The organism is Sphingomonas sp. SORGH_AS_0789 (assembly GCF_031453055.1).
GTDB lineage: Bacteria > Pseudomonadota > Alphaproteobacteria > Sphingomonadales > Sphingomonadaceae > Sphingomonas.
In genome coordinates this window covers 2,350,669-2,373,573 of the sequence record NZ_JAVIYV010000001.1, presented here as the reverse complement: position 1 = coordinate 2,373,573, position 22,905 = coordinate 2,350,669, and the positions used below count along the sequence as shown (strand labels likewise).

At 68.6% G+C, this 22,905-nt stretch carries 19 protein-coding genes; 14 read left to right on the top strand and 5 right to left on the bottom strand.

The window, feature by feature from the left end; all coding sequences use genetic code 11:
• Positions 1-43: 43 nt before the first annotated feature.
• The 3 genes from QE360_RS10950 to QE360_RS10940 all read left to right on the top strand — a co-directional run bounded on the left by QE360_RS10950 (position 44) and on the right by QE360_RS10940 (position 4,835).
• On the top strand, positions 44-2,413 hold the full coding sequence (locus QE360_RS10950; protein ID WP_309701507.1) for a TonB-dependent receptor plug domain-containing protein: 2,370 nt from the start codon (positions 44-46) through the stop codon (positions 2,411-2,413).
• A gap of 224 nt (positions 2,414-2,637) precedes the next feature.
• Positions 2,638-3,621, top strand: coding sequence for an aspartate carbamoyltransferase catalytic subunit (locus QE360_RS10945; RefSeq protein ID WP_294238564.1), 984 nt, complete (start codon positions 2,638-2,640; stop codon positions 3,619-3,621).
• Entirely contained in the window at positions 3,618-4,835 is a 1,218-nt protein-coding gene (locus QE360_RS10940) for a dihydroorotase (RefSeq protein ID WP_309701500.1), read from the top strand. The genes QE360_RS10945 and QE360_RS10940 overlap by 4 nt, the downstream gene beginning before the upstream one ends.
• A 155-nt stretch (positions 4,836-4,990) precedes the next feature.
• On the opposite strand, the gene QE360_RS10935 is transcribed toward QE360_RS10940, so the two are convergent.
• Positions 4,991-6,730, bottom strand: a complete 1,740-nt coding sequence (locus QE360_RS10935; RefSeq protein WP_309701498.1) for a DEAD/DEAH box helicase — start codon at positions 6,728-6,730, stop codon at positions 4,991-4,993.
• Between the two features lie 208 nt (positions 6,731-6,938).
• Here QE360_RS10935 and QE360_RS10930 point away from each other — a divergent pair, with 208 nt between their 5' ends.
• The 3 genes from QE360_RS10930 (at position 6,939) to QE360_RS10920 (ending at position 9,087) form a co-directional block, all read left to right on the top strand.
• Complete coding sequence (locus tag QE360_RS10930; protein WP_309701497.1) at positions 6,939-7,400, top strand: GreA/GreB family elongation factor; 462 nt, start codon at positions 6,939-6,941, stop codon at positions 7,398-7,400.
• A 133-nt stretch (positions 7,401-7,533) separates the two neighbouring features.
• On the top strand, positions 7,534-8,721 hold the full coding sequence (locus tag QE360_RS10925; RefSeq protein ID WP_309701495.1) for an NAD(P)/FAD-dependent oxidoreductase: 1,188 nt from the start codon (positions 7,534-7,536) through the stop codon (positions 8,719-8,721).
• A 69-nt stretch (positions 8,722-8,790) separates the two neighbouring features.
• Positions 8,791-9,087, top strand: a complete 297-nt coding sequence (locus tag QE360_RS10920) for a hypothetical protein (protein WP_309701494.1) — start codon at positions 8,791-8,793, stop codon at positions 9,085-9,087.
• A 39-nt stretch (positions 9,088-9,126) separates the two neighbouring features.
• Here QE360_RS10920 and QE360_RS10915 read toward each other — a convergent pair whose 3' ends face one another.
• The gene (locus QE360_RS10915) at positions 9,127-10,425 is read right to left on the bottom strand and encodes a tetratricopeptide repeat protein (protein WP_309704138.1); all 1,299 of its coding nucleotides are present in this window, start codon (positions 10,423-10,425) and stop codon (positions 9,127-9,129) included.
• A 188-nt stretch (positions 10,426-10,613) separates the two neighbouring features.
• Here QE360_RS10915 and QE360_RS10910 point away from each other — a divergent pair, with 188 nt between their 5' ends.
• Complete coding sequence (locus tag QE360_RS10910) at positions 10,614-11,723, top strand: SPOR domain-containing protein (RefSeq protein ID WP_309701492.1); 1,110 nt, start codon at positions 10,614-10,616, stop codon at positions 11,721-11,723.
• Between the two features lie 48 nt (positions 11,724-11,771).
• On the opposite strand, the gene serB is transcribed toward QE360_RS10910, so the two are convergent.
• Entirely contained in the window at positions 11,772-12,650 is an 879-nt protein-coding gene (gene serB, locus QE360_RS10905) for a phosphoserine phosphatase SerB (RefSeq protein ID WP_309701490.1), read from the bottom strand.
• Here serB and miaA point away from each other — a divergent pair.
• The 5 genes from miaA to QE360_RS10880 all read left to right on the top strand — a co-directional run bounded on the left by miaA (position 12,649) and on the right by QE360_RS10880 (position 18,142).
• The gene (gene miaA / locus QE360_RS10900; protein WP_309701488.1) at positions 12,649-13,581 is read left to right on the top strand and encodes a tRNA (adenosine(37)-N6)-dimethylallyltransferase MiaA; all 933 of its coding nucleotides are present in this window, start codon (positions 12,649-12,651) and stop codon (positions 13,579-13,581) included. The two genes, serB and miaA, sit on opposite strands and share 2 nt — an antisense overlap.
• 85 nt (positions 13,582-13,666) lie before the next feature.
• Positions 13,667-15,424 (top strand): acetolactate synthase 3 large subunit, encoded by a 1,758-nt coding sequence (locus QE360_RS10895; RefSeq protein WP_309701486.1) that lies wholly within the window; start codon positions 13,667-13,669, stop codon positions 15,422-15,424.
• 148 nt (positions 15,425-15,572) lie between these two features.
• A complete protein-coding gene (ilvN, locus tag QE360_RS10890) occupies positions 15,573-16,088 on the top strand; it encodes an acetolactate synthase small subunit (protein WP_309701483.1) in 516 nt (171 codons plus the stop codon).
• A gap of 126 nt (positions 16,089-16,214) precedes the next feature.
• Positions 16,215-17,234, top strand: a complete 1,020-nt coding sequence (gene ilvC, locus QE360_RS10885) for a ketol-acid reductoisomerase (protein ID WP_307100165.1) — start codon at positions 16,215-16,217, stop codon at positions 17,232-17,234.
• Between the two features lie 293 nt (positions 17,235-17,527).
• Entirely contained in the window at positions 17,528-18,142 is a 615-nt protein-coding gene (locus QE360_RS10880) for a YceI family protein (protein ID WP_309701482.1), read from the top strand.
• Between the two features lie 50 nt (positions 18,143-18,192).
• Here QE360_RS10880 and QE360_RS10875 read toward each other — a convergent pair whose 3' ends face one another.
• Positions 18,193-18,594 carry a BLUF domain-containing protein gene (locus QE360_RS10875; protein WP_307100169.1) on the bottom strand — a complete coding sequence of 134 codons (402 nt, stop codon included), beginning with the start codon at positions 18,592-18,594 and terminating at the stop codon, positions 18,193-18,195.
• A gap of 315 nt (positions 18,595-18,909) precedes the next feature.
• Between QE360_RS10875 and leuA the strand changes: the two genes are divergently transcribed.
• Both leuA and QE360_RS10865 read left to right on the top strand, forming a co-directional pair.
• On the top strand, positions 18,910-20,568 hold the full coding sequence (gene leuA / locus QE360_RS10870; RefSeq protein ID WP_309701480.1) for a 2-isopropylmalate synthase: 1,659 nt from the start codon (positions 18,910-18,912) through the stop codon (positions 20,566-20,568).
• An 84-nt stretch (positions 20,569-20,652) separates the two neighbouring features.
• A complete protein-coding gene (locus tag QE360_RS10865; RefSeq protein ID WP_309701479.1) occupies positions 20,653-21,435 on the top strand; it encodes a hypothetical protein in 783 nt (260 codons plus the stop codon).
• A gap of 3 nt (positions 21,436-21,438) precedes the next feature.
• Here the strand turns inward: QE360_RS10865 and QE360_RS10860 are convergent, their stop codons facing one another.
• Positions 21,439-22,899, bottom strand: coding sequence for a porin (locus QE360_RS10860; RefSeq protein ID WP_309701476.1), 1,461 nt, complete (start codon positions 22,897-22,899; stop codon positions 21,439-21,441).
• Positions 22,900-22,905: the final 6 nt, after the last annotated feature.

The following is a 22,905-nucleotide window of genomic DNA, read 5'->3' as shown; positions in this document are numbered from 1 at the left end:
CCTAGCTGCGCCGCTTCCTACGAAGCCTTTGGGGGGCCCAGCCGTGCAGCGTTTTTCCACTCTGTCCCGTTCGATGCTGATGATCGGCGCCGCCGTCATCGCCATGCCCGCCCGGGCACAGCAGCAGCCCGATACGGCGTCGCCCGAGGCCGCGACCAATGGCGACCAGATCGTCGTGACCGCGACCCGCACCACCCGCTCCTCGGTCGAGCTGGGCGCGGCGGAGATCCAGAAGGCGCTGCCCGGCGCCAACCCGGTCAAGGCGATCCAGACGCTGCCCGGCGTGCAGTTCGAGACGGCCGATCCCTGGGGCAATAACGAGCAGAATATCTCGCTGTTCGTGCACGGCTTCAACCAGAACCAGCTCGGCTTCACCATGGACGGCGTGCCGCTGGGCGACCAGTCCTATGGCAATTACAACGGCCTGACGCCGCAGCGTGCGGTCATCAGCGAGAATGTCGCGCGCGTCCGCCTGACCGCCGGTGCCGCCGACCTGGGCACCGCCTCGGCCAGCAACTTGGGCGGCGGGATCGAGACCTATTCGAGCGACCCGGCCGCGACGATGGGCGTCCGCTTCGCGCAGACGCTGGGCAGCTATGACGCCAGCCGGACCTTCCTGCGCATCGACAGCGGCGAGGTCGAGGGGCTGGGCGGCACCAATAGCGGCTATATCTCAGTCGTCCGGCAAAAGGCCCGCGCCTGGGAATTCGATGCGCGTCAGGGCGGATGGCAGGGCAATGCCAAGTTCGTCCACAAGGGCGAGAACGGCACGCTGACCGGCTATTTCGACATTTCGGACAAGGCCGAGCCCAATCAGGATTCGGTCGCGCACAATGCGGGCGGGATCGAGCCCTATTACCGCTCGTTGCTCGATCCGAACTGGCAGGCCGCGCTCGCCTATGTCGATGCCAATGGCGCGCCGCCGTCGAACAACCCCAATAATTACATGAACTATTTCGGCGATGCGCAGCGCACCGACTATCTGGGCTATATCAAGTACGAACATCGCTTCGGCGATGCCGTGACCTGGACCAACCAGGTCTATTATCATCATGACGAAGGCCAGGGGCAGATCACCGGCCCGATCGCCGCGGCGGGCCTGCCGGGCCTGTTCCGCATCTATTATCCGGGGCAGGATCTGAAACAGGTCTTCGGCGGATCGGGCTATGCGCTGCGCACCACCGAATATGGCATCGACCGCAAGGGCGGCATCTCGACGCTGGCCATCCATGCGGGCGATCACGAGATCGAGCTGGGCGGATGGTATGAGCATAACCGCAACACCATCTTCCGCCGCTGGTATGCGGCCCCCATCGACAACCCGCCCTCGCCCTATGAATGGGCCGATCCCGCCAAGCGCCGCCTGACCCAATATGCCGCGATCACGAAGTACGACCTGATCCAGACGCATGTGCAGGATCGCTGGCACGTCACCCCTACGGTGACGGTCGAGGCGGGTTTCAAGTCCAGCCTGCAATTCGCCGATGGCCGCGTGCCGACCCAGCCGCTGCCCGGCGCGCTGCCCGGCACCTCGACCGGCTATCCCGAGGGACGGCTGAACACCAAGAAGTGGTTCCTGCCCGCGATCGGCGCGATCTGGGACGTCTCGGCCAACGACCAGTTGTTCGGCCATATCCAGAAGAATGTCCGCCAGTTCCAGGCCTCGGTCGCGGCGGGCCTGTCGCCCTTCGCGGTGGGCAGCCAGCAGGCGTTCGAGCAGATCAAGGCGAACACCTCACCCGAAACCTCCTGGACCTATGAGGCGGGCCTGCGGTCGCGCCACGCACTCGACCTGGGGCCGCTGACCGCGATCGAGGGACAGGTCAGCGCCTATCATGTCGATTTCGACAATCGCCTGCTCCAGATCAGCGCGACGCCGGTCATCGCCTCGGTCATCGGCGGCGTGTCGATCCTGCAGAATGTCGGCCGGGTGCAGACCAATGGCGTGGATGCGGCGGCGACCTTGCGCTTCGGCCCGCATCTGTCGATCTACAACGCGCTGTCGTACAACAGCTCGAAATATCGCGACAATTACGTCAGCGGCACCAGCACCGTCCTGACCGCGGGCAAATATGTCCCCAACACCGCCAAGTGGCTGAACAAGACGGTCGTGTCGATCAATGACGGCCCGTTCGAGATCCAGGCGATCGGCGATTATGTCGGCCCGCGCTTTGCCACCTATACCAACGACCAGTCGATTGGCGGACGCTATCTGGTCAACCTCCAGGCCAGCTACACCCTGCCGCAGATCAACGGGTTCGGGGTCAAGGACCTGAAGCTGTCGGTCAACGTCACCAACGTCACCAACCGCAAGGGCATCTACGAACTGGTCGTGGGTGCCGCGTCCAGGACCTGGAACAGCTATGCCCAGCCGCCGCGCATGGGCTTTATCACCCTGTCGGGCGCGTTCTGATCACCTGCCCCTCCACCACCGGGCTAACGCCCGGCGGTCCCCCTCCCCAAGCCAAGCTTGGGGAGGATTTGAGAAACACAATCCTCCCCATCACCGATGGGGAGGGGGACCGCGCTCGAAGAGCGTGGTGGAGGGGCGGGCAACCCAGCAACGCTTCCCCGATTATCCGAAACGGGGAGGATTTACTTGCCCATCGCGCCGCCGCTCGCTACCCGGCGGCTTTAATGCAGACCTCGGATCATCGCCCCGGCACGCTCATTCAGGGTGGCGCCGTTTTCCCGCACCGGCATCTGACCGGAATCGACGGCCTTCAACCGCATGAGATCATGTTCCTGCTCGACGAGGCGGAACATTGGCTCGATCGCGGCGCGACCGACACGCCCGACACCAGGCTGGCGGGCCTCACCCAGATCAACGCCTTTTTCGAGAACTCGACCCGGACGTTGCTGTCCTTCGAGATTGCCGGGAAGCGCCTGGGCGCGGACGTGGTCAACATGCACGCCGCGCAGTCGAGCGTGAAGAAGGGCGAGACGCTGATCGACACGGCGATGACGCTGAATGCGATGCGCGCCGACGTCATCGTGATCCGCCACATGGCGAGCGGCGCGGTCCGCCTGATCGCCGACAAGGTCGACTGCCCGGTGCTGAACGCGGGCGACGGGCGGCACGAGCATCCGACGCAGGCGCTGCTCGACATGCTGACCATCCGTCGCCGTCGCGGCAGCGTCGCGGGGCAGAAGGTCGTGATCTGCGGCGACATATTGCACAGCCGGGTCGCGCGTTCGGACATCCTTGCCCTGACCGCGCTGGCGGCCGAGGTGCGGGTCTGCGCGCCCTCCACGCTGATGCCCAAGGGGATCGAACGCATGTTCGTCACCCCCTTCACCGATTTCGACGAAGCCATCGAGGACGCCGATGTGGTCATGATGCTGCGCGTCCAGAACGAGCGGATGGCGGGCGGCTATATCCCCTCCACCCGCGAATATCGCCTGCGCTACGGCCTTACGCCTGAACGCCTCAAGCGCGCCAAGCCCGGTGCGCTGGTCATGCACCCCGGCCCGATGAACCGGGGCGTTGAGATCGACTCGGAGGTGGCGGACGGTCCGCAATCGGCGATCACCGAGCAGGTAGCGATGGGCGTCGCGGTGCGTATGGCGTGCCTGGACGTACTGACCCGCCGAGCCCGCAAGCTGGAGGGCTGGGCATGAGCGTCACCGCCTTCACCAACGCCGTGCTGGTCTGCCCGGTCGGCGGCGAGACCCGGGGCCAGGCTTTGCTGGTCGAGGACGGCGTCATCACCGGCACCGGAAACGCGCCCGAGGGCGCGACCGTGATCGACTGCGGGGGCAAGATGCTCGCCCCCGGCATCGTCGATCTGGGCGTGTTCAAGGTCGACAATGCCGCCTTCCGCGCGGGCGGGATCGTGCGCATCGGCCTGATGCCCGACCAGTCGCCTGTGCTCGATGATCCCGGCGTGGTGCAGCGTGCCGCGCTGATCGGGCGGCCGGACCTGTGGATCCACCCCATCGCGGCGGCGACCCGCTCGCTGGCGGGCACCGATCTGGCCGAGATGGCGGTGTGCGTCTCGGCGGGTGCGAAGGCGGTCGGCACCGGGCGCGGCTGGATCGCCGATTCGGGCGTGATGCACCGGGTGCTCGCCTATGCGGGCGATCTGGGCCTGACCGTCATCGCCCATGCCGAGGATGGCGGCCTGACCGCCGACGCGGTCGCGACCGAGGGCGAGACGGCGAGCCGCCTGGGCCTCCCCTCCGCCCCCGCCATCGCCGAGTCGCTCGCCATCGCGCGCGACCTGATGCTCGCGGAGGAAACCGGGGCCAAGCTGCACATCCGGCAGGTGACGACGGCAGCGGGCTTCGACCTGATCCGTGCGGCCAAGCGGCGGGGCGTGAAGGTGACGTGCGGGATCACGCCCGCGCATCTCCACCTGTCGGACATCGCGATCACCGATTTCCGCACCTTCGCCCGCCTCTCGCCCCCCTTGCGCGACGAGAGCGACCGGCAGGCGGCGCTGGCGGCGGTCGCGGACGGGACGGTCGATGTGATCGGATCGGGCCACGACCCGCATGGCCCGGAGGCGAAGCGCCTGCCCTTCGTCGATGCCGAGGCAGGCATGGCGGGGGCGGAGACGCTGTTGCCGCTGGCGCTGATGCTGGTGCGCGACGAGCGGATCACCCTGCCCCGGCTGTTCGCGCTGCTGGCCGCCAATCCGGCCAGAGTGCTGGGCCTCGACACCGGCACGCTGGAGCCGGGCAAGCCCGCCGACCTGATGCTGTTCGATGCGGAAACGCCGTGGATGGTTTCGGGCGACGCCTTCGCATCGGCGGGCAATACGCCGTTCGACGGCTTCCCCGTCCAGGGCCGCGCGCAGCGGCTGTGGAAGGCGGGTCGGGAAATCCTCTGAACTTCGCGAGGCCCGTCGCCCCAGCGCAGGCTGGGGCCTCTGGCGAATCTTTCCCGAAAGCCGAGAAAGGCCCCAGCCTGCGCTGGGGCGACGTTGAACAAAAAAGCCCTCCCCGAGACGTCTCGGGGAGGGCTTTTTGTTGAACCGTACCTGGCTTAGCCGCGACGGGGACCGCGCGGGCCGCCCTGGGTGGGGCGCGGCGAGTAGCGGCGCGGGCCGCCGGGGCCGCCAGCGGGACGGCCGCCCATCGGACGGTTGCCGCCCGGACCGCGACGCGGACCGCCATGACCCGAACCACCGGCGGGCGGGCCGTCGGCCTGCTCGATCGCGATATCGTCCTCTGCATGATCCGCCTCGGTCCGCTTCAGCGCGGCGACGAAGCGCGACGCCAGCGCGGCCGGGATCTCGAACAGCGTCTCGCTGGGCTGGATGCGGATCGCGCCGATCTCGTTGCGAGTGATGTGCCCGCGACGGCAGATCAGCGGGAGGAGCCAGCGCGGATCGGCATTCTGGCTGCGCCCGACGCTCATCCGGAACCAGACGGTGTCGTCAAAGCCTTCGCGACGCTCGCGCGGGGCGGGCGCATCGCCCTCGATCAGTTCCTCGGCCTGGGGCAGCGCGGCGCGGTGCGCGCGGACCAGCGCGGCGGCGATGTCCTCGGCCGACTTCTCGGCGAGCAGGCGGGTCGCCAGTTCGCGATCGGCCTCGTCCACCTCGACCGGCGCGAGCAGCGCGGTCAGCAGGCGCTCGCGGTCCTGCGCCCGGATTTCCTCCAGCGTCGGCGCACGCCGCCACTGGGCGTCGATCCGCGCACCGCGCAGCATGCCCTCGACCCGGCGACGGCGCGGATAGGGGACGATCAGGATCGCGGTGCCCTTGCGGCCCGCGCGGCCGGTGCGGCCCGAACGGTGCTGAAGCGCCTCGGCATCGCGGGGGATCTCGACATGGATCACCAGCGTCAGGCCGGGAAGGTCGATGCCGCGCGCGGCCACGTCGGTCGCGACGCAGACACGGGCGCGACCGTCGCGCAGGGCCTGGAGCGCATGGTTGCGCTCGTTCTGCGAATGCTCGCCCGACAGCGCGACCGCCGAGAAACCGCGCTCGACCAGGCTGGAATGCAGGTGGCGGACATTGTCGCGCGTGGCGCAGAACAGGATCGCGACCTCGGCCTCGTGCAGGCGCAGCAGGTTGACCACCGCCGCCTCGATATCGGCGGGCGCGACCGTCACCGCCTGATATTCGATGTCGCTATGGCCCTTTTCCTCGCTGATCGTCTCGATCCGCTTGGCGTTGTTCTGATAGCGCTTGGCGAGCTGGACGATCGGGCGCGGCATGGTGGCCGAGAACAGCAGCGTGCGACGCTCGGACGGCGTGCCGTCGAGGATCTGCTCCAGATCCTCGCGGAAGCCCATGTCGAGCATCTCGTCCGCCTCGTCGAGCACCACCGCCTTGAGCGACGACAGGTCGAGCGCGCCGCGCTCCAGATGGTCGCGCAGACGGCCGGGCGTGCCGACGACGATATGCGCGCCGTGGTTCAGCGCCCGCCGCTCGCGCGAGGCATCCATGCCGCCGACGCAGGTGGCGATGCGCGCCCGCGCACCGGCATAGAGCCATTCCAGCTCGCGGCTGACCTGCAGCGCCAGTTCGCGGGTCGGCGCGATGACCAGCGCCATCGGCGCACCGGCATGGGGCAGGTTCTCGCCATCGACCAGCAGGTCGTTCGCCATGGCCAGGCCGAAGGCGACGGTCTTGCCCGACCCGGTCTGGGCGGAGACGATCAGGTCGCGACCGGCGGCGTCCGCCTCGATGACGGCGGCCTGGACGGGCGTGGGCGCGGCATAACCACGCGCGGAAAGAGCGGTCGAAAGGACCGTGGGCAGGGCAGAGAAAGGCATGGGGACTCCAACGAAAAAGGAGCGCGTACCGCCGAACCAAGGGACCCATCCCTCTCGGTTGGCGGATACACCCATGCGGCACGGGTGAATGTTTGCGTTCCGTGAAAGCGAGGCCCTATACACGCATTGCCGGAAAACTCAACCGGGCTTGCGGCGAACCGATCGCCCCGCCATGGAGCCGCGCCATGACCCGATGCGTTGATCCCCGATGAGTGTCGCCTTTCGCCGCGAATCCGATGAGGAGCATCTCGAACCCAAGTTCGAGCTGCCGATCCCGCCCGGCCCCAATCTGGTCACGCCGCGCGGGGCCGAGCTGACCCGTGCCAAGGTGACCGAGGTCGAGGCCGCGCTCGCCGCCGCATCGGACGAGGAGGAGCGGACCCGGCTCCAGCGCGAGCTGCGCTACTGGAACACCCGCGCCGCGACCCTGGAACTGGCCCCCGCCCCGGCGGAGGACGAGATCGGGATCGGCAGCGTGGTGACGATCCGCCTCAACGGGCAGAAGAAGACGCTGACCATCGTCGGCCATGACGAAGCCGACCCCGCCCATGACCGCATCGCCTATGCCGCGCCGCTGGCCCGCGCGCTGATGGGCGCGATGGAAGGGGAAACCGTCGCGTTCGGGGGCAAGGCCGATGCGGTGGAAATTCTGAACGTGGCAAGCGCCTGACTCTCCCCTCCCGCCTGCGGGAGGGGTCGGGGGAGGGCCAGGAGTCTCACAGAGACCATCGCCTGCGGGAGAGGAACGCCAAGACGAGGCCCTGCCCCTATCCCGCCCCGCCAAATCCCCCTAAAGCGCCGCCATGCAACATCATGACGTGATCATCCTGGGCGCGGGCGCGGCGGGCCTGATGGCGGCGGCGACCGCCGGGCAGCGGGGGCGGCGGGTGCTGGTCCTCGACCATGCCGACGCGCCGGGCAAGAAGATCCTGATCTCCGGCGGCGGGCGGTGCAACTTCACCAATATCGACACCGTGCCCGACCGTTTCCTGTCGGCGAACCCGCATTTCGCCAAATCGGCGCTCGGACGCTACACCCCGGCCGATTTCTTGGAACTGGTCGAGGCGCATGGCATCGCCTGGCATGAAAAGACGCTGGGCCAGCTCTTCTGCGACGGGTCGGCGCGGCAGATCGTCGCGATGCTGCTCGACGAAGCCGACCGGGCGGCGCGGTCGGGCGGCATGGTCGACATCGCTTTAGGCCAGCCGGTCGAGGCGGTCGCGCATGACGGGACGCAATTCCGGGTGACGCGGGGCGGCCGGGTGTATACCGCCCCCCGCCTGATCGTCGCGACCGGCGGGCCCAGCATCCCCAAGATGGGCGCGACCGGCTATGCCTATGATCTGGCGCGCCAGTTCGGGATGAAGGTGGTCGAACCGCGCCCCGCGCTCGTGCCGTTGACGCTGGGCGGCGACGAGACGCTGTTCCGCTCGCTCTCAGGCGTCGCGGCGGAGGTCGTCGCACGGTCGGGCAAGACCCGCTTCCGCGAGGCCGCGCTGTTCACCCATCGCGGGCTGTCGGGTCCGGCGATTCTGCAAATCTCCTCCTATTGGCGGCATGGCGAGGCGATCGGGATCGACTTCCTGCCTGATTGCGCGGCCGACTGGCTGCTCGCCGCCAAGCGCGCCGCCCCGCGCACCTCGCCCCGCCGCCTGTTGGGCCAGCATCTGCCCGACCGGCTGGCCGAGACGCTGGCCGAGCGCCTCGCGCTGCCGGGCGAGCTGGGCGCGGCGACCGACAAGGCGCTGTCCGCCGCCGCCGCCCGACTGGCCGACTGGCCGTTCCACCCCAATGGCAGCGAGGGCTATGCCAAGGCCGAGGTGACGGTCGGCGGCGTGTCGACCGCCGGGCTGTCCTCGCGCACCATGGAGGCGAAGGCGGTGCCGGGGCTGTATTTCGTCGGCGAGGCGGTCGACGTCACCGGCTGGCTGGGCGGCTACAACTTCCAATGGGCCTGGGCGAGCGGGCGCGCCGCCGGCGAAGCCGTCTGATCCGAGTCCGGGCGCGCCGACTGGCGCGTCGTGCGCGGGCGGTCTATCCTGCCGGGCGAAAGGATCCTTATGCCGCTGCTTGATCTGTCCCGCGCGCGCCCTATCCGCCACTGGCGGGTCCCGCTCTGGTCGATGCTGGCCCTTATCGTCCTCGCCCCCGCCGTCGCGATGCGCTTCACCGGCGAGGTGAAATGGGATGCGGCCGACTTCCTGATGGCGGCGGTCCTGATGGGGACGATCGGCGTCGCGTGCGAAGTAGCGGCACGCCTGCCCGCGCAGGCCCCCATCCGGGCCTTGATCGTCCTCGGCTCGACCCTGTTGGTCCTCACGATATGGGCGGATGCCGCCGTCGGCCTGTTGGACTGAGCCCTGTCGGACGCCGCCCGCCCGGACGATCGATCGGCCCTATAGCGAGGCCAGGCCGATCCCCGGCCGTGCCCAATGCGCCATCCGGTCGTCGGCCTGGCGGCGCACGAAGCAGGCGCCCCCGGTCCGGCGATAGCGCCCGCACAGCGCATCCGCCTGGTCCCGGCTGAGCCCCCCGACCGACAGGCGGTGCAGCTCGCCCCCCGAATGCCGGATCGTGCCGCTCTGCGGCGCATAGTCGGAAAGCCCCGCAAATTGCCGGGTCAGCAGAGCCCAGGCACGCTGCGCCCCGTCCTCACGGCCAAAGGCGCCGATCTGGACGTTCCACTCGCCCTTGGGCGCGGCGACGCGGCGTTCCTCGGCCCGGCGGAGCAGCGCCGGCGTGGTGACGAGCGCCGCCGCCATGCGGGTCGCGCGCTTGTACGGGGTCGGCTCGGCATCGATGATGGCGGCCTGTTCGACCAGCGGGCCGGGCGGCGGGAGGTCCTCTCCCTTGGCGGCCATCGCGACCGGCGCGTCGGTGTCGGCCGGGCGGGGCAGCGCCTGCACCATGTCCTCCACCACCGCCGCCGAGGGTGCGGCGTTGAGCGCCAGCGCCAGCGGCTGGCCGCTATCCACCGCCGGGCGGATGCCGAGCAGCGCGGACACCTGATCCGCCGGGCTGGTCGTGGCGACGAAATCGGCCCATTCGCGCATCCGTGCCTCGACATCGGCGGGCGCCATATCGGCCAAGGCGGCCATGCGCGCCATGTCCCATTGCCCCGCCAAGGCCAGCGCCAGCGCCAGATTCTGCCGGGTCTTGACCGACGCGCCGGGTTCGCGCGCGGCGGCGGTCAGGATGCGTATGCCGTCGCCGGGCGATCCGGCCAGCGCCACGGCCAGCCCCAGATCGGTGGCGGGGATCATCGCCGCATGGCGCTCCAGCATGGCGCGCGCGCCCGCGCCATTGCCCCCGACGATCATCGCCAGCGACAAGTTGAGCGCGGCGCGCCCGTCCTTCGGGTCCAGTTGCAATGCGTCGGTAAAGGCCTGTCGCGCCGAGGCGAAGCGCCCCGCCTGGAGATAGCTTTGCCCCAGCAGCGCACGATAGCCCGCCTGATGCGGGTCGGCCGCGACCAGCCGTTCGGCCAGCGCCACCGCCCCCTCGCCGTCCCGCTGCGCCAGCACGCGGCGCGTCCGGTCGGCAAGCGCGGCGGTCGCCTGCGCCTCGCCGCCATGCCCCGCCCCGTCGGCCAGCCGCGCCGTGCGGCGATCCGCCGACGTACAGCCGGTCAGGCCGCCGCCGATCATCAGCGCGCCGATGCTGCAGGCCATGAGAGTGCGGATCGTGGTCATCATCGTCACCAGCCAAAAGCCATGGGGTCGCGGGCTCCGGGCACGCCGCCGCGCCCATGGCGTTATCCGTTTCCCCGATCGGGGCCGACGCTATCCGGTGACGCGCTAAGGAACGGTTAAGCCTTGAGGAACGCTTTACCCGCGCCCCGCCTCGGGGCATGACGGACGCGACAGCTATTGGGGGAAGAAGGATGATGCGCAGGTTCCCGGTCGTCGGCGCGGCGCTGGCCACGCTTGCCACCTGCCTCCTCGCCACGCCTGCGCTGGCCGATGTGAAGGCGGGCGTCGATGCCTGGGCGCAGGGCGATTATCGCAAGGCGGTGGAGGAGTGGCGCGGCCCCGCCATCGCGGGCGACGCCGATGCGCAGTTCAACCTGGCCCAGGCCTATAAGCTGGGGCGCGGCGTACCGCTCGACCCCGCGCTGGCCGAAAGCTGGTTCCGCAAGGCCGCCGCGCAGGGGCATGCCCAGGCCGCCGACAATTATGGCCTGGCGCTGTTCCAGTCGGGCAAGAAGGCCGAGGCGCTGCCCTGGCTCGAAAAGTCGGTCGCACGGGGCGAGCCGCGCGCGCAGCTGGTGCTGGGCACGATGCTGTTCAACGGCGACGGAGTGACGCGCGACTATCCGCGCGCCTATGCGCTGATGACGCTGGCGTCGCAGGCGGGGCTGCAAGCCGCTTCGCAGACGCTGGCACAGATGGACCAGTATATCACCCCGCCCGACCGCCAGCACGGCGTCGAGCTGGCCCAGCAATATCGCGCCCGGCTGGCGGCCCTGCCCGCCCCCGAAACCACCGGGCCGAAGCGGGTGACGGTGGGAAGCGAAGCGACGCCGGGCAAGACCGCCGACGGCCCGGTCCGCACCGCCGCACAACCGCGCCCGGCAGTGCAGCCGGTGCCGGTCCCCCCGTCGCGATCCGCGGCTTCCGGTTACGGGGCCAGCTATCCGGCACCCGGCACCTCGCCGAGCACGACGCCACCGGCCCGCGAGGTGGCCGCCGCCCCGGTCGACCGGCCCAAGCCCATGGCGTCGACGCGCACCGCCGCGCCGCATGCCGCCAAGCCTACGCCTCCCCGCGCGGCCGGGGGCGGCGCGTGGCGTATCCAGCTGGGCGCTTTCCGCGACCGGGGCAATGCCGAGGGGCTATGGCAGCGGGTGCGCGGGCGACTGGCGGGCGCACAGCCGCATTATGTCAGCGCGGGCGGGGTCATCCGCTTGCAGGCGGGCGGCTATGCCGATCGCAACGCAGCCCAGGCCGCCTGCACCCGCTCGGGCCAGCCCTGCGTGGTGGTCGTCCCGTAAACGACGCCCCTTCCTCCCCTATCCCGGGAAGGAAGGGCATCATGGTCCTTAACCGACCACCCATTCCGAACGCGGAATGCCCTGCGCATAGAGAAGCGCGGTCAGGTCGTTATGATCGACCCGCGCCGCCGCCGCGCCCGCGACGATCGGCTTGGCACGATAGGCGACGCCCAGCCCGGCGCGACGGATCATCGCCAGGTCGTTGGCCCCGTCGCCCACTGCCATGCTCTCCGCCGCGCCAATGCCCAGTTCGTCGAGCGCGGCGAGCAGCGTCTTTTCCTTGGTGTCCGAGCCGACGATCGGCTTGCGCACCGTGCCGGTCAGCTTGCCGTTCGCGATCTCGAGGTAATTGGCGATGGCGCGGTCGAAACCGATCTCGGCCGCGACCGGCTCGGCGAAGCGGGTGAAGCCGCCCGACACCAGGATCGCATGGCCGCCCCGCGCCTTCATCGTGCGGACCAGCGCGCGGGCACCCGCCATCAGCGTCACCCGCTCGGCCAGGCATTGCTCGATGACCCGCTCGTCCAGCCCTTCGAGCAGCGCGACCCGTGCGTCCAGCGCGGCGGCGAAGTCGAGTTCGCCGCGCATCGCCCGCTCGGTCACTTCGGCGACCTGCTCCTTGATCCCGGCATAGTCGGCCAGTTCGTCGATGCATTCGACCGTGATCATGGTGGAGTCCATGTCGGCGACCAGCAGCCGCTTCTGGCGGTTCGCGGCGGGCTGGATGATGACATCGGTCCGGTCAAACCGGCCATGCAGCACGCCCGCCGCAAAGTCGGGGTCCTCGGCGAAGCAAATATCGGCCGCGCGGCCTTGGTCGATCCAGTTCCAGTCGGCGACCGCGCATCGCGACGTCACCTGCACCACAGCCTCCGAAATATCGCGCTCGGCGATCGATTCGGCTGCTATCAGCGTGGCGATGAACATGGCGAACTCCTCTGACCGTCCAAAGGTCGCGCTCATCGCAGGGCCGACCGCGAGCGGCAAGTCCGCATTGGCGCTCGATCTGGCCAAGGCGACCGGCGGCACCATCATCAATGCCGATTCGGCGCAGGTGTACCGCGACCTCTCCATCCTGACCGCCCGCCCCTCCCCCGAAGAGGTGGCGCAGGCACCGCACCGGCTGTTCGGCCATGTCGACGGCGCGGACACCGGCTATTCGGCGGCACGCTGGGCGGCGGAGGCGCGCGCGGCGATCGCGGACAGCGTGGCGGCGGGGTCGCTGCCGATCCTGGTCGGCGGCACCGGCCTTTATATGCGCACGCTGCTCGACGGCATCGCGCCGGTGCCGGAGATCGACCCCGCCATCCGCGCCGAGGTTCGCGCGCTGCCCGTCGCCGAGGCCCATGCGGCCCTGTCCCGCGAGGACCCGACCGCCGCCGCCCGGCTCAATGCGGCAGACACCACCCGCGTCGCCCGCGCGCTGGAGGTGGTGCGTTCGACCGGCCGTCCGCTACACGCATGGCAGGCGCATAAGGAAGGCGGCATCGGCGATCGGATCGCGCTGTCCGCCGTCATCCTGCTGCCCGACCGAGACTGGCTGAACGCCCGCATCGACCGACGCTTCGGGGAAATGCTGGACGAGGGGCTGGACGAGGCCGCCGCGCTTCTCGCCCGTCCCGACCTGCCCGCCGACGCCCCGATCCGGCGTGCGATCGGCGTGCCGGAGGCCGCCGCGCTCCTCGAAGGCCGCATGACCCGCGCCGAGGCGGAGGCAGCCGGAGCGCTGGCGACAAGGCGTTATGCCAAAAGGCAATTTACCTGGTTCCGCCACCAGCCGGGGCCCGACTGGACCGTGATTCCGGACCCTGACGCCGATGTGCGTCGCAACATAATAGAAACTTTATTGCGCCGTTGACGGTTGACGCGCACTTTTTAAACTTGTAGCCGCGCCTTTCCCGACAAGCCCCGTCAGTGGGCACGGACGCAGAAGGACGAAGACGATGACCGAGAAAAGCGGAGCCGATATCCTGGTCGAGGCGCTGTGCGATCTCGGCGTGGAGGTCGTCTTCGGCTATCCGGGTGGTGCGGTGCTGCCGATCTATGACGCTATGTTCCGACATGCGAAGAACGGGGGGCGCATCCGCCACATTCTGGTCCGCCACGAACAGGCGGCGACGCACGCGGCGGAGGGCTATGCCCGCTCGACCGGCAAGCCCGGCGTGGTGCTCGTCACCTCGGGCCCCGGTGCGACCAATGCGGTCACCGGCATCACCGACGCGCTGCTCGATTCGATCCCGATGGTGGTCATCACCGGCCAGGTGCCGACCGCGCTGATCGGCACCGACGCGTTCCAGGAAGCCGACACGGTCGGCATCACGCGTCACTGCTCCAAGCACAACTATCTGGTGAAGGACCCCGCGCGTCTGGGCGAGGTGGTGCACGAGGCATTCCACATCGCGACCTCGGGCCGCCCCGGCCCGGTCGTGATCGACATCCCCAAGGACGTGCAGGTCGCCACCGCCCGCTATCAGAAGCCGGGTCCGATCCGTCACAAGACCTATCGCCCGCAAGTGAAGGCCGACCAGAGCCAGATCGAGCAGCTGGTCGACATGCTGGCCGCGGCCGAGCGTCCCATTCTCTATACTGGCGGCGGCATCATCAATTCGGGTCCGGCCGCGTCGCAGCTGCTGCGTGAACTGGCCCGCATCACCGGCGCGCCCGTCACCTCGACCCTGATGGGTCTGGGGGCCTTCCCGGCGAGCGACCCGCAATGGCTGGGCATGCTGGGCATGCACGGCACTTACGAAGCCAATATGGCGATGAACCAGGCCGATCTGGTGGTCGCGCTGGGCAGCCGGTTCGACGACCGCGTCACCGGCCGACTGGACGCGTTCAGCCCGAACAGCCGCAAGGTCCATGTCGATATCGACCGGTCGAGCGTGAACAAGAATGTCCGCGTCGACCTGGCGATCATCGCCGATGTCGGCCACGCGCTGGAGGATGCGGTGCGCATCTGGAAGTCGCGCCAGCATCCCAAGCCCGACACCACCGAATGGCAGCGCCGCATCGCGGGCTGGCGTGCGGTCGGCTGTCTCTCCTTCCCGGAGAATGGCGACGCGATCATGCCGCAGCGCGCGATCCGTGCGCTGTACGAAGCGACCCAGGCCCGCCAGCCGATCATCACCACCGAGGTCGGCCAGCACCAGATGTGGGCCGCGCAGCATTTCGGCTTCGAAAAGCCCAATAAGTGGCTGACGAGCGGAGGGCTGGGCACCATGGGTTACGGCCTGCCCGCCGCGATCGGGGCGCAGCTCGGCAATCCGGGGGCGCTCGTCATCGACATCGCCGGTGAAGCCTCGATCCAGATGAACATCCAGGAACTGGCGACGGCGACGCAATATCGCCTGCCGGTCAAGATCTTCATCCTGAACAACGAATATATGGGCATGGTCCGCCAGTGGCAGGAACTGACCTATGAGAGCCGCTATGCCGAAAGCTATTCGGACTCGCTGCCCGACTTCGTGAAGCTGGGTGAAGCCTATGGCTGGAAGGGCATCCTCATCGAGCACCGCGACCAGCTGGAGGACGGCATCGCCGCGATGCTGGACCATGACGGGCCGGTGATCGTCGACTGCCGCGTCGCCAAGCTCGCCAACTGCTTCCCGATGATCCCGAGCGGCGCGGCCCATACCGACATGATCCTGCAGGCCAATGAGGTATCGGGCACCATGGACGACGAAGCCAAGGCGCTGGTCTGACCTTCAAGCTCCTCCCCGGCACGGGGAGGGGGACCGTGACGCGAAGCGGCACGGTGGAGGGGGATCGCCGCGCAGGACAGCATGAGTGGAGAGCCCCCTCCACCATGCTCCGCATGGTCCCCCTCCCCGTTCCGGGGAGGAATTGAATATGCACATCAAGACCGAGAAGGTGGAACGCCACACGCTGGCGGTGATCGTCGACAACGAACCGGGCATTCTGGCGCGGATCGCCGGGCTGTTCACCGCGCGCGGCTATAATATCGAAAGCCTGACCGTGTCGGAGATCACCGCCGACAAGGCCGTCAGCCGCATCACCATCGTCACCAGCGCCTCGCCGCCGGTGATGGAGCAGATCATCGCCCAGCTCGACCGGCTGGTCCCCGTCCACAAGGTCGCCGACCTGACCGTGCAGGGTGACCATGTCGAGCGCGAGCTGGCGCTGGTGAAGGTGGCGGGCACCGGCGAACGCCGGATCGAGGCGCTGCGCCTGGCCGAAGTCTATCGCGCCCGCGTGGTCGATGCGACGATCGGCAGCTTCGTGTTCGAGGTGACCGGCACCATCGCCAAGATCGACAAGTTCGTCGAGCTGATGGGCGAAGTCGGCCTGGTCGAGGTCGCCCGCACCGGCATCGCCGCCATTTCGCGGGGCAAGGACGCGGCCTAAAGCATCATCACAACCACCATCGTCACCCCAGCGAAGGCTGGGGTCTCCTGGCCGGGCACTGGCCCTGACCGCAAGAGATGCCAGCCTGCGCTGGCATGACGGACCTCATCGAAAGGGAAGAAACCAATGCGTGTCTATTATGATCGCGACGCCGATCTGAACCTGATCTCCGAAAAGAACATCGCCATTCTGGGCTACGGCTCGCAGGGCCATGCCCATGCGCAGAACCTGCGCGATTCGGGCGTCAAGAATGTCGCGATCGCGCTGCGCCCCGGTTCGGCCTCGGCCGCCAAGGCGGAAGCGGCGGGCTTCAAGGTCCTGTCGAACCAGGAAGCGGCCGCCTGGGCCGACATCCTGATGATCCTGGCCCCCGACGAGCATCAGGCCGCGATCTATGACGCCGATATCAAGGGCAAGATGAAGCCCGGCGCCGCGCTCGCCTTCGCGCACGGCCTGAACGTGCATTTCGGCCTGATCGAGCCGCCTGCGGACATCGACGTCATCATGATCGCGCCCAAGGGCCCCGGCCACACCGTGCGCAGCGAATATGTGCGCGGCGGCGGCGTGCCCTGCCTGATCGCGATCCATCAGGATGCCAGCGGCAATGCGCATGACGTGGCGCTCGCTTACGCCTCGGGCGTCGGTGGCGGTCGCTCGGGCATCATCGAGACCAACTTCCGCGAAGAGTGCGAGACCGACCTGTTCGGCGAGCAGGCCGTGCTGTGCGGCGGCGCGACCGCGCTGGTCCAGGCGGGCTTCGAGACGCTGGTCGAGGCGGGTTATGCCCCCGAAATGGCCTATTTCGAGTGCCTTCACGAGCTGAAGCTGATCGTCGACCTGATGTATGAAGGCGGCATCGCCAACATGCGCTACTCGATCTCGAACACCGCCGAGTATGGCGACATCAAGACCGGCCCGCGCATCATCACCGAAGAGACCAAGAAGGAAATGAAGCGCGTCCTGGCCGACATCCAGTCGGGCCGCTTCGTGAAGGACTTCGTCCTCGACAACCGCGCCGGCCAGCCCGAACTGAAGGCCAGCCGCATCGCCGCCAAGCGCCACCAGATCGAACAGGTCGGCAGCGAACTGCGCGCGATGATGCCGTGGATCGGCGCGAACAAGCTGGTGGACAAGGCGAAGAACTGATTTTTTGTCGGGGGGTGGGCTCGGTGAGACACCTTTGCCCTCCCCCATCCCCCCCCGCTTGCGGGAGGGGTGCGCCAAGCGGAAGCCGCAAGCGCTTCGGCTAGCCCGCAGTTTGCGACAAAAGCAAAACGACTGCCCCAAACCTCTCCCCTCCCGCAAGCGGGAGGGGATGGGGGAGGGCAAGGGGCCTCGCAGAGACCCACCCCCGGAAACGCATCGTTGCGACCTTGGCCTTTGACGTGCGTTAACCGCACGGCCCACAAAGGCCGCCGTTCAACAGGGAGTACCCACCCATGCGTTTCGTCCTTCCCGCCGCCCTGGCGCTCGTCCTCGCCGCCCCGGCCATTGCCCAGACCGCTCCGGCGGGCACGCCCGGCGCGCCGGTCGCCTCGCGCGTCGTCGCGGGCACCTATGCCGTCGACCCCGCGCATACCCAGGTCACCTGGTCGCTCAACCATATGGGCTTCTCGATGCTCGAGGGGCAGTTCGGCGCGTCCGAAGGCACGCTGACCCTCGACCCGGCCAAGCCGCAGGCCGCCAAGGTCGATGTGACCTTCAAGATCGACAATCTGTCGGTCACCGCCGCCCCCTTCGCCAATCACCTGAAGTCGAAGGACTTCTTCGACGCCGCCACCTATCCGACCGCGCGCTTCGTCTCGACGGGCGTGAAGGTCATGGGCACCAAGGCGGTCATCACCGGCAACCTGACCATCAAGGACCAGACCAAGCCGGTCACGCTGAACGCCACCTTCTTCGGTGCGGGCACCAATCCGATGTCCAAGAAGCTCAACATCGGCTTCCGCGCGACCGCCAAGATCAAGCGTTCGGACTTCGGCGTCGGCGCCTATGTGCCGGTCGTGGGTGACGATGTGGACCTGGTGATCAACGCGGCCTTCACCGCGCAGTAATCCATTGCCGTCCGGTTCCGGCCGCCCGAGACCGGGCGGTCGGGGCAGGATCAGAACAGACGCTTCAACCCCGCGAAACTCTCGAACGTGGCCCGGATCTCGGGCGATGCCGTCGCCGCCATGCCCGCGATGCGCGCGACCAGCCTGGCCTTGTCCTCGCCCTTGGTCGCATAGCCCATCGCCCAGTCGCCGAACTCGCGGGCGTCCACCGTCCGGTCGGACAGGATCACCAGGGCATGGTGACGCGAATCCGCCGCGATATGGCGATAGACCCGCTCCACCGCCGCCGCCTCGCCCTCCAGCGCCTGGAGGAAACGCCGACCGTCATAATAGAGCAGCCCCGTCACCCCCGCCCGCGCATTGTTGCGGCGCGACGCCTGCAGGATCGCCTCGGGATCGATTGCCGCCGCCGGGCCCTTCACGCTGCTGATATAGACGAGCTGGCGCAACATCGCGGTCCCCCTCTTCCCGGCCCCTCTTCCCGGCCCCCTCTTCCCGGCGGCGCCGGTATTCCGGCCGTCGATGCCGCGCCCGGCTTTAACAAAGCGTTCACGCGGTGCGGCGGGATATGGACAAGCCCGCCGTGACGCGGCATGAACCGCTTCATCATGATCGCCGTGCTGCCGCTTCGTTCGCTTCGACTTATCCGCCCTTAGGGGAGGATCGGCGTGGCCATGCGCGACTTCCCTAAGGGCTGAATGAACCGATAAGCCTGTCCCCGCCGTGCCTCTGGCCAGACGCGGCCGAGAATGCTGGAAGACCCGATCATGTTGCGCGACCCTTCGACCAAATACCGCCCCTTCCCCGCAATCGCCCTGCCCGACCGGCAATGGCCGAACCGCACGATCACGCGCGCGCCGCGCTGGCTGTCGACCGATCTGCGCGACGGCAACCAGGCGCTGATCGACCCGATGGACGCCGAGAAGAAGACGCGGATGTTCGACCTGCTGGTCAAGGTCGGACTGAAGGAGATCGAGGTCGGCTTCCCCAGCGCGGGCGCGACCGAGTTCGACTTCATCTCGGGCCTGATCAAGAATGATCGCATCCCCGAGGATGTGACGATCCAGGTCCTCACCCAGTCGCGCCGCGACCTGATCGAGCGTAGCTTCGAGAGCCTGGAGGGCGCGCGCACCGCGATCGTCCATCTTTACAACGCGGTCAGCCCGGCCTGGCGCAAGATCGTGTTCGGCATGACCCGCGACGAGGTGCGCCAGATCGCGGTCGAGGGTGCCAAGATCCTGCGCGACGAGGCGGCCAAGCGCCCGGACACCGACTGGTTCTTCGAATACAGCCCTGAAACCTTCTCGACCGCCGAGCTGGATTTCTCGGTCGAGGTCTGTGCCGCCGTCATGGACGTGCTGAAGCCGACGCCCGACCATCCGCTGATCCTGAACCTGCCCGCCACGGTCGAATGCGCGACGCCGAACGTCTATGCCGACCAGATCGAATGGTTTGGGCGCAACATCCCCAACCGCGAGTCGGTGGTCATCTCGCTCCATACGCATAACGACCGCGGCACCGGCGTCGCGGCCGCCGAACTGGGCGTGATGGCGGGTGCGGACCGGGTCGAGGGTTGCCTGCTGGGCAATGGCGAGCGGACCGGCAATTGCGACCTCGTGACCGTCGCGCTCAACATGTACACGCAGGGCGTCGATCCGGGGCTGAACCTGTCGGACATCGACGAGGTGGTGAACACGGTGCAATATTGCACCAACCTGCCCGTCCATCCGCGCACCCCCTATGCGGGCGACCTGGTCTTCACCGCCTTTTCGGGCAGCCATCAGGACGCGATCAAGAAGGGCTTTTCCGCGCAAGCCGCGCGCAATGACAATCTGTGGGAGGTCCCGTACCTCCCCATCGACCCCGCCGATCTGGGCCGCTCTTACGAAGCGGTCATCCGCGTCAATTCGCAATCGGGCAAGGGCGGCGTGGCCTGGGTGATCGAGCAGGACAAGGGGCTGAAGCTGCCCAAGCGGCTCCAGGCGGATTTCAGCCGCCATGTCCAGGCCATGGCCGATGCGACCAGCCGCGAACTCAACGCCGCCGACATCTGGGGCGGGTTCGAGGCGACCTATCTGCCGCGCGGCGACGACCGCTTCGTCCTGCGCGACTATGAGGAGAGCGGCTCGGCCGGGCAGCGCATCTTCGTCGGTCGCGTCCAGGTGGACGGCGAGGAGAAGTCGATTTCGGGGCGCGGCAACGGCCTGATCTCCAGCGTGATCGCGGCGCTGGCCGACACCACCGGCCCCGCGCTCGAGGTCGTCGACTATAATGAGCATGCGATCGGCCACGGCGCCGATGCGCAGGCCGCCGCCTATGTCGAGGCGCGGACCGCCGATGGCCGGACCGTCTTCGGCGTCGGGCTGGACACCGACATCGCCACCGCCAGCGTCCGCGCGGTGCTGTCCGCCGCCAACCGGGCCTGACGCCCATGGTCCCCGCCCCGCTCTTCCCCATGACGTTCGTGGAGAGCGGGGCGGTCTCGGCTCTTACGGCGTAAGGCCCCCGACATGGCGGTGCTGACCCGGCTGCCCGAACGGTATCGCGAGACCCTGCGCGAGCGGGGGGCCTCGATCACGCTGACGGTGCTGGCGCACCTGCTGCTCGCCTGGTTGCTGTTCCACCTGGCGCCCAGGCTGATCGCGCCCGAGCCATCCTCCTCGCTCAGCACCTTTTCCGTCACCCCGTCGGACCGGGAGGCGGGTGCGCCGGTGCCCGAGACGCGCATCGCCACGCGCAAGCCCGCGGCGGCGGGCGGCTCCAAGGCCCCCGTCACCCCCAAGCAACCCGACACCCCCAATCCGCCGACCGAGAAGCCCGCCGACACCTCCGCGCCGACGCCGTGGCAATGGGGCGACAAGTCGCTGTTCGCGGCGGGCGACATTTCCGCCATGCCCAAGGGGGCGGGCAATGGCGTGGGATCGAGCAACGGCGACGATCGCGGCCAGGACAGCGCATCGGCCTATGGCCCCGGCGAGGGGCCGGGCGGCCAGCGGCTCTACAATGCCGAATGGTATCCCCATCGCCCGAGCAATGCCGAGCTGAACGGCTATCTGCACAGCGCGCCGCCGCCGAACAGCTGGGCGTTGATCGCGTGCCGGACGATCCCCGACTATCGGGTCGAGAATTGCCAGATCCTGGGCGAATCGCCGCGCGGACTGGGCCTGGCCCGCGCGATGCGCGAGGCGGCGTGGCAGTTCCGCGTCCGCGCGCCGCGCATCGGGGGCAAGGTGATGGTCGGCGAATGGGTCCGCATCCGGATCGACTTCAACAGTTCCGGCGGCGGGGACTGATCCTCAATAGGTGAATTGCAGCTGGGTGCGGATCAGGTCGCCGGTCGCGCGGCCGGTGCGCCGGGCATCGGCCTCGCGCCGCTCCATCCGCGCATAGGCCAGCGTCAGCTCCAGCGCCTCGACCAGCTGGATCTCGGCGCCCAGCTCCCACTCGTCGGTTTCCAGACGCGGCGCATCGACATTGGCCTTCCACCCGCCGCGATAATGTTGCCACCGGGCATAGGGGATCATGCGGCCGATCGGGGTCTTGCCCGCGTCCATCATCAGCTGGACATAGCCGCCGCCCAGCGGGCTGCTCCGCACCGCGCGAAGCCCCAGGTCATATTGCGGGCCATGGCCGGTCATCCATTCGGTCTGGATGCCGAAGGGTTGCGGATAGAGGATGGCATGGACGCCGACCCGGTCGTCGCGATAGCTGATCGGGCTGATCCCGCCGCTGCGCAATTCGGGGCGATAGCGGTTGAACATCGCCGATCCGCCGATCTCCAGCACCTGCCCCCGGAACAACGGCCCCAGCCCGTCGAGCGCGAAGGGCCAGGTCGCCATCGCGACCTTCATCAGCCGGTCGTTGCGCTCCGGCCGGTTGGTGCCCTGGCCGTTATAGACCGCCAGCCCGAACGCGCCGTAATTGCCGAACAGCTTCTGCTTCTTCTTCGACAGCCGGTCCCAGATCGCCTGCACCGCATCGGGGGTGTAATAGGCGTTGATGCCGACATCGCGCTCGCCGGGCACGCCGCTGTTGATCGCATCCGACCGGTCCAGCGTCAGCCGATTGGACGAGGATTGCAGATTTTCCCAGCCGAACGGCACCTTCGACTGGCCGAAGCGCAGCCGCAGCCGCCGTTCGGGGTCGAGGAACCAGTCGACATAGACATCGCGCAGCTGCCCGAAATTCTCGCGCCGCTCGGTGCTCGACTGGTTGTTCACCGCCGTACCGAAGTCATGCTGGAAATAGAGCTGCAACCGCTCGGTGATGTCGCCTTGCAGGACTAGCCGGACGCGGCGCAGGAGGAACCCGCCATCCTCGTTGATCGAACTGTCATGCACCGAACGCAGCCGCGATCCGGCGTCGGAGGGCGCATCCTTCTCGTCGAGAATGCCGTTATAGCGCAACTGGGTATAGCCGCGCAGGCGCAACCGCTCATACCAGGGCGCGCGCGCCGATGGCGGTTTGGCGATCGCGATGCGCGGAGCCGGGGCGCTGGTCGCCGGTGCCGACGCGGCGGGCGGCACGGCGGCGATCTGCGGCGCGGGGGGCGGCGATGGCTGGGGGGACGGCGCGGCCGACACCGGGACGGCCGCGGCCTCGCCCCGCTGCGCGGCGGTCAGCGCCTTGATCTGCGCCTTCAGCTCGTCGATCTGGCGCTGCAATTCCTGCACCGTCTGCGCGGCGGCGGGCACCGGACAGGCCGCCAGCATCATCGCGACGGCGACCCGGTACCGGGCCCGATGGGGTTTCGACATGCTCAC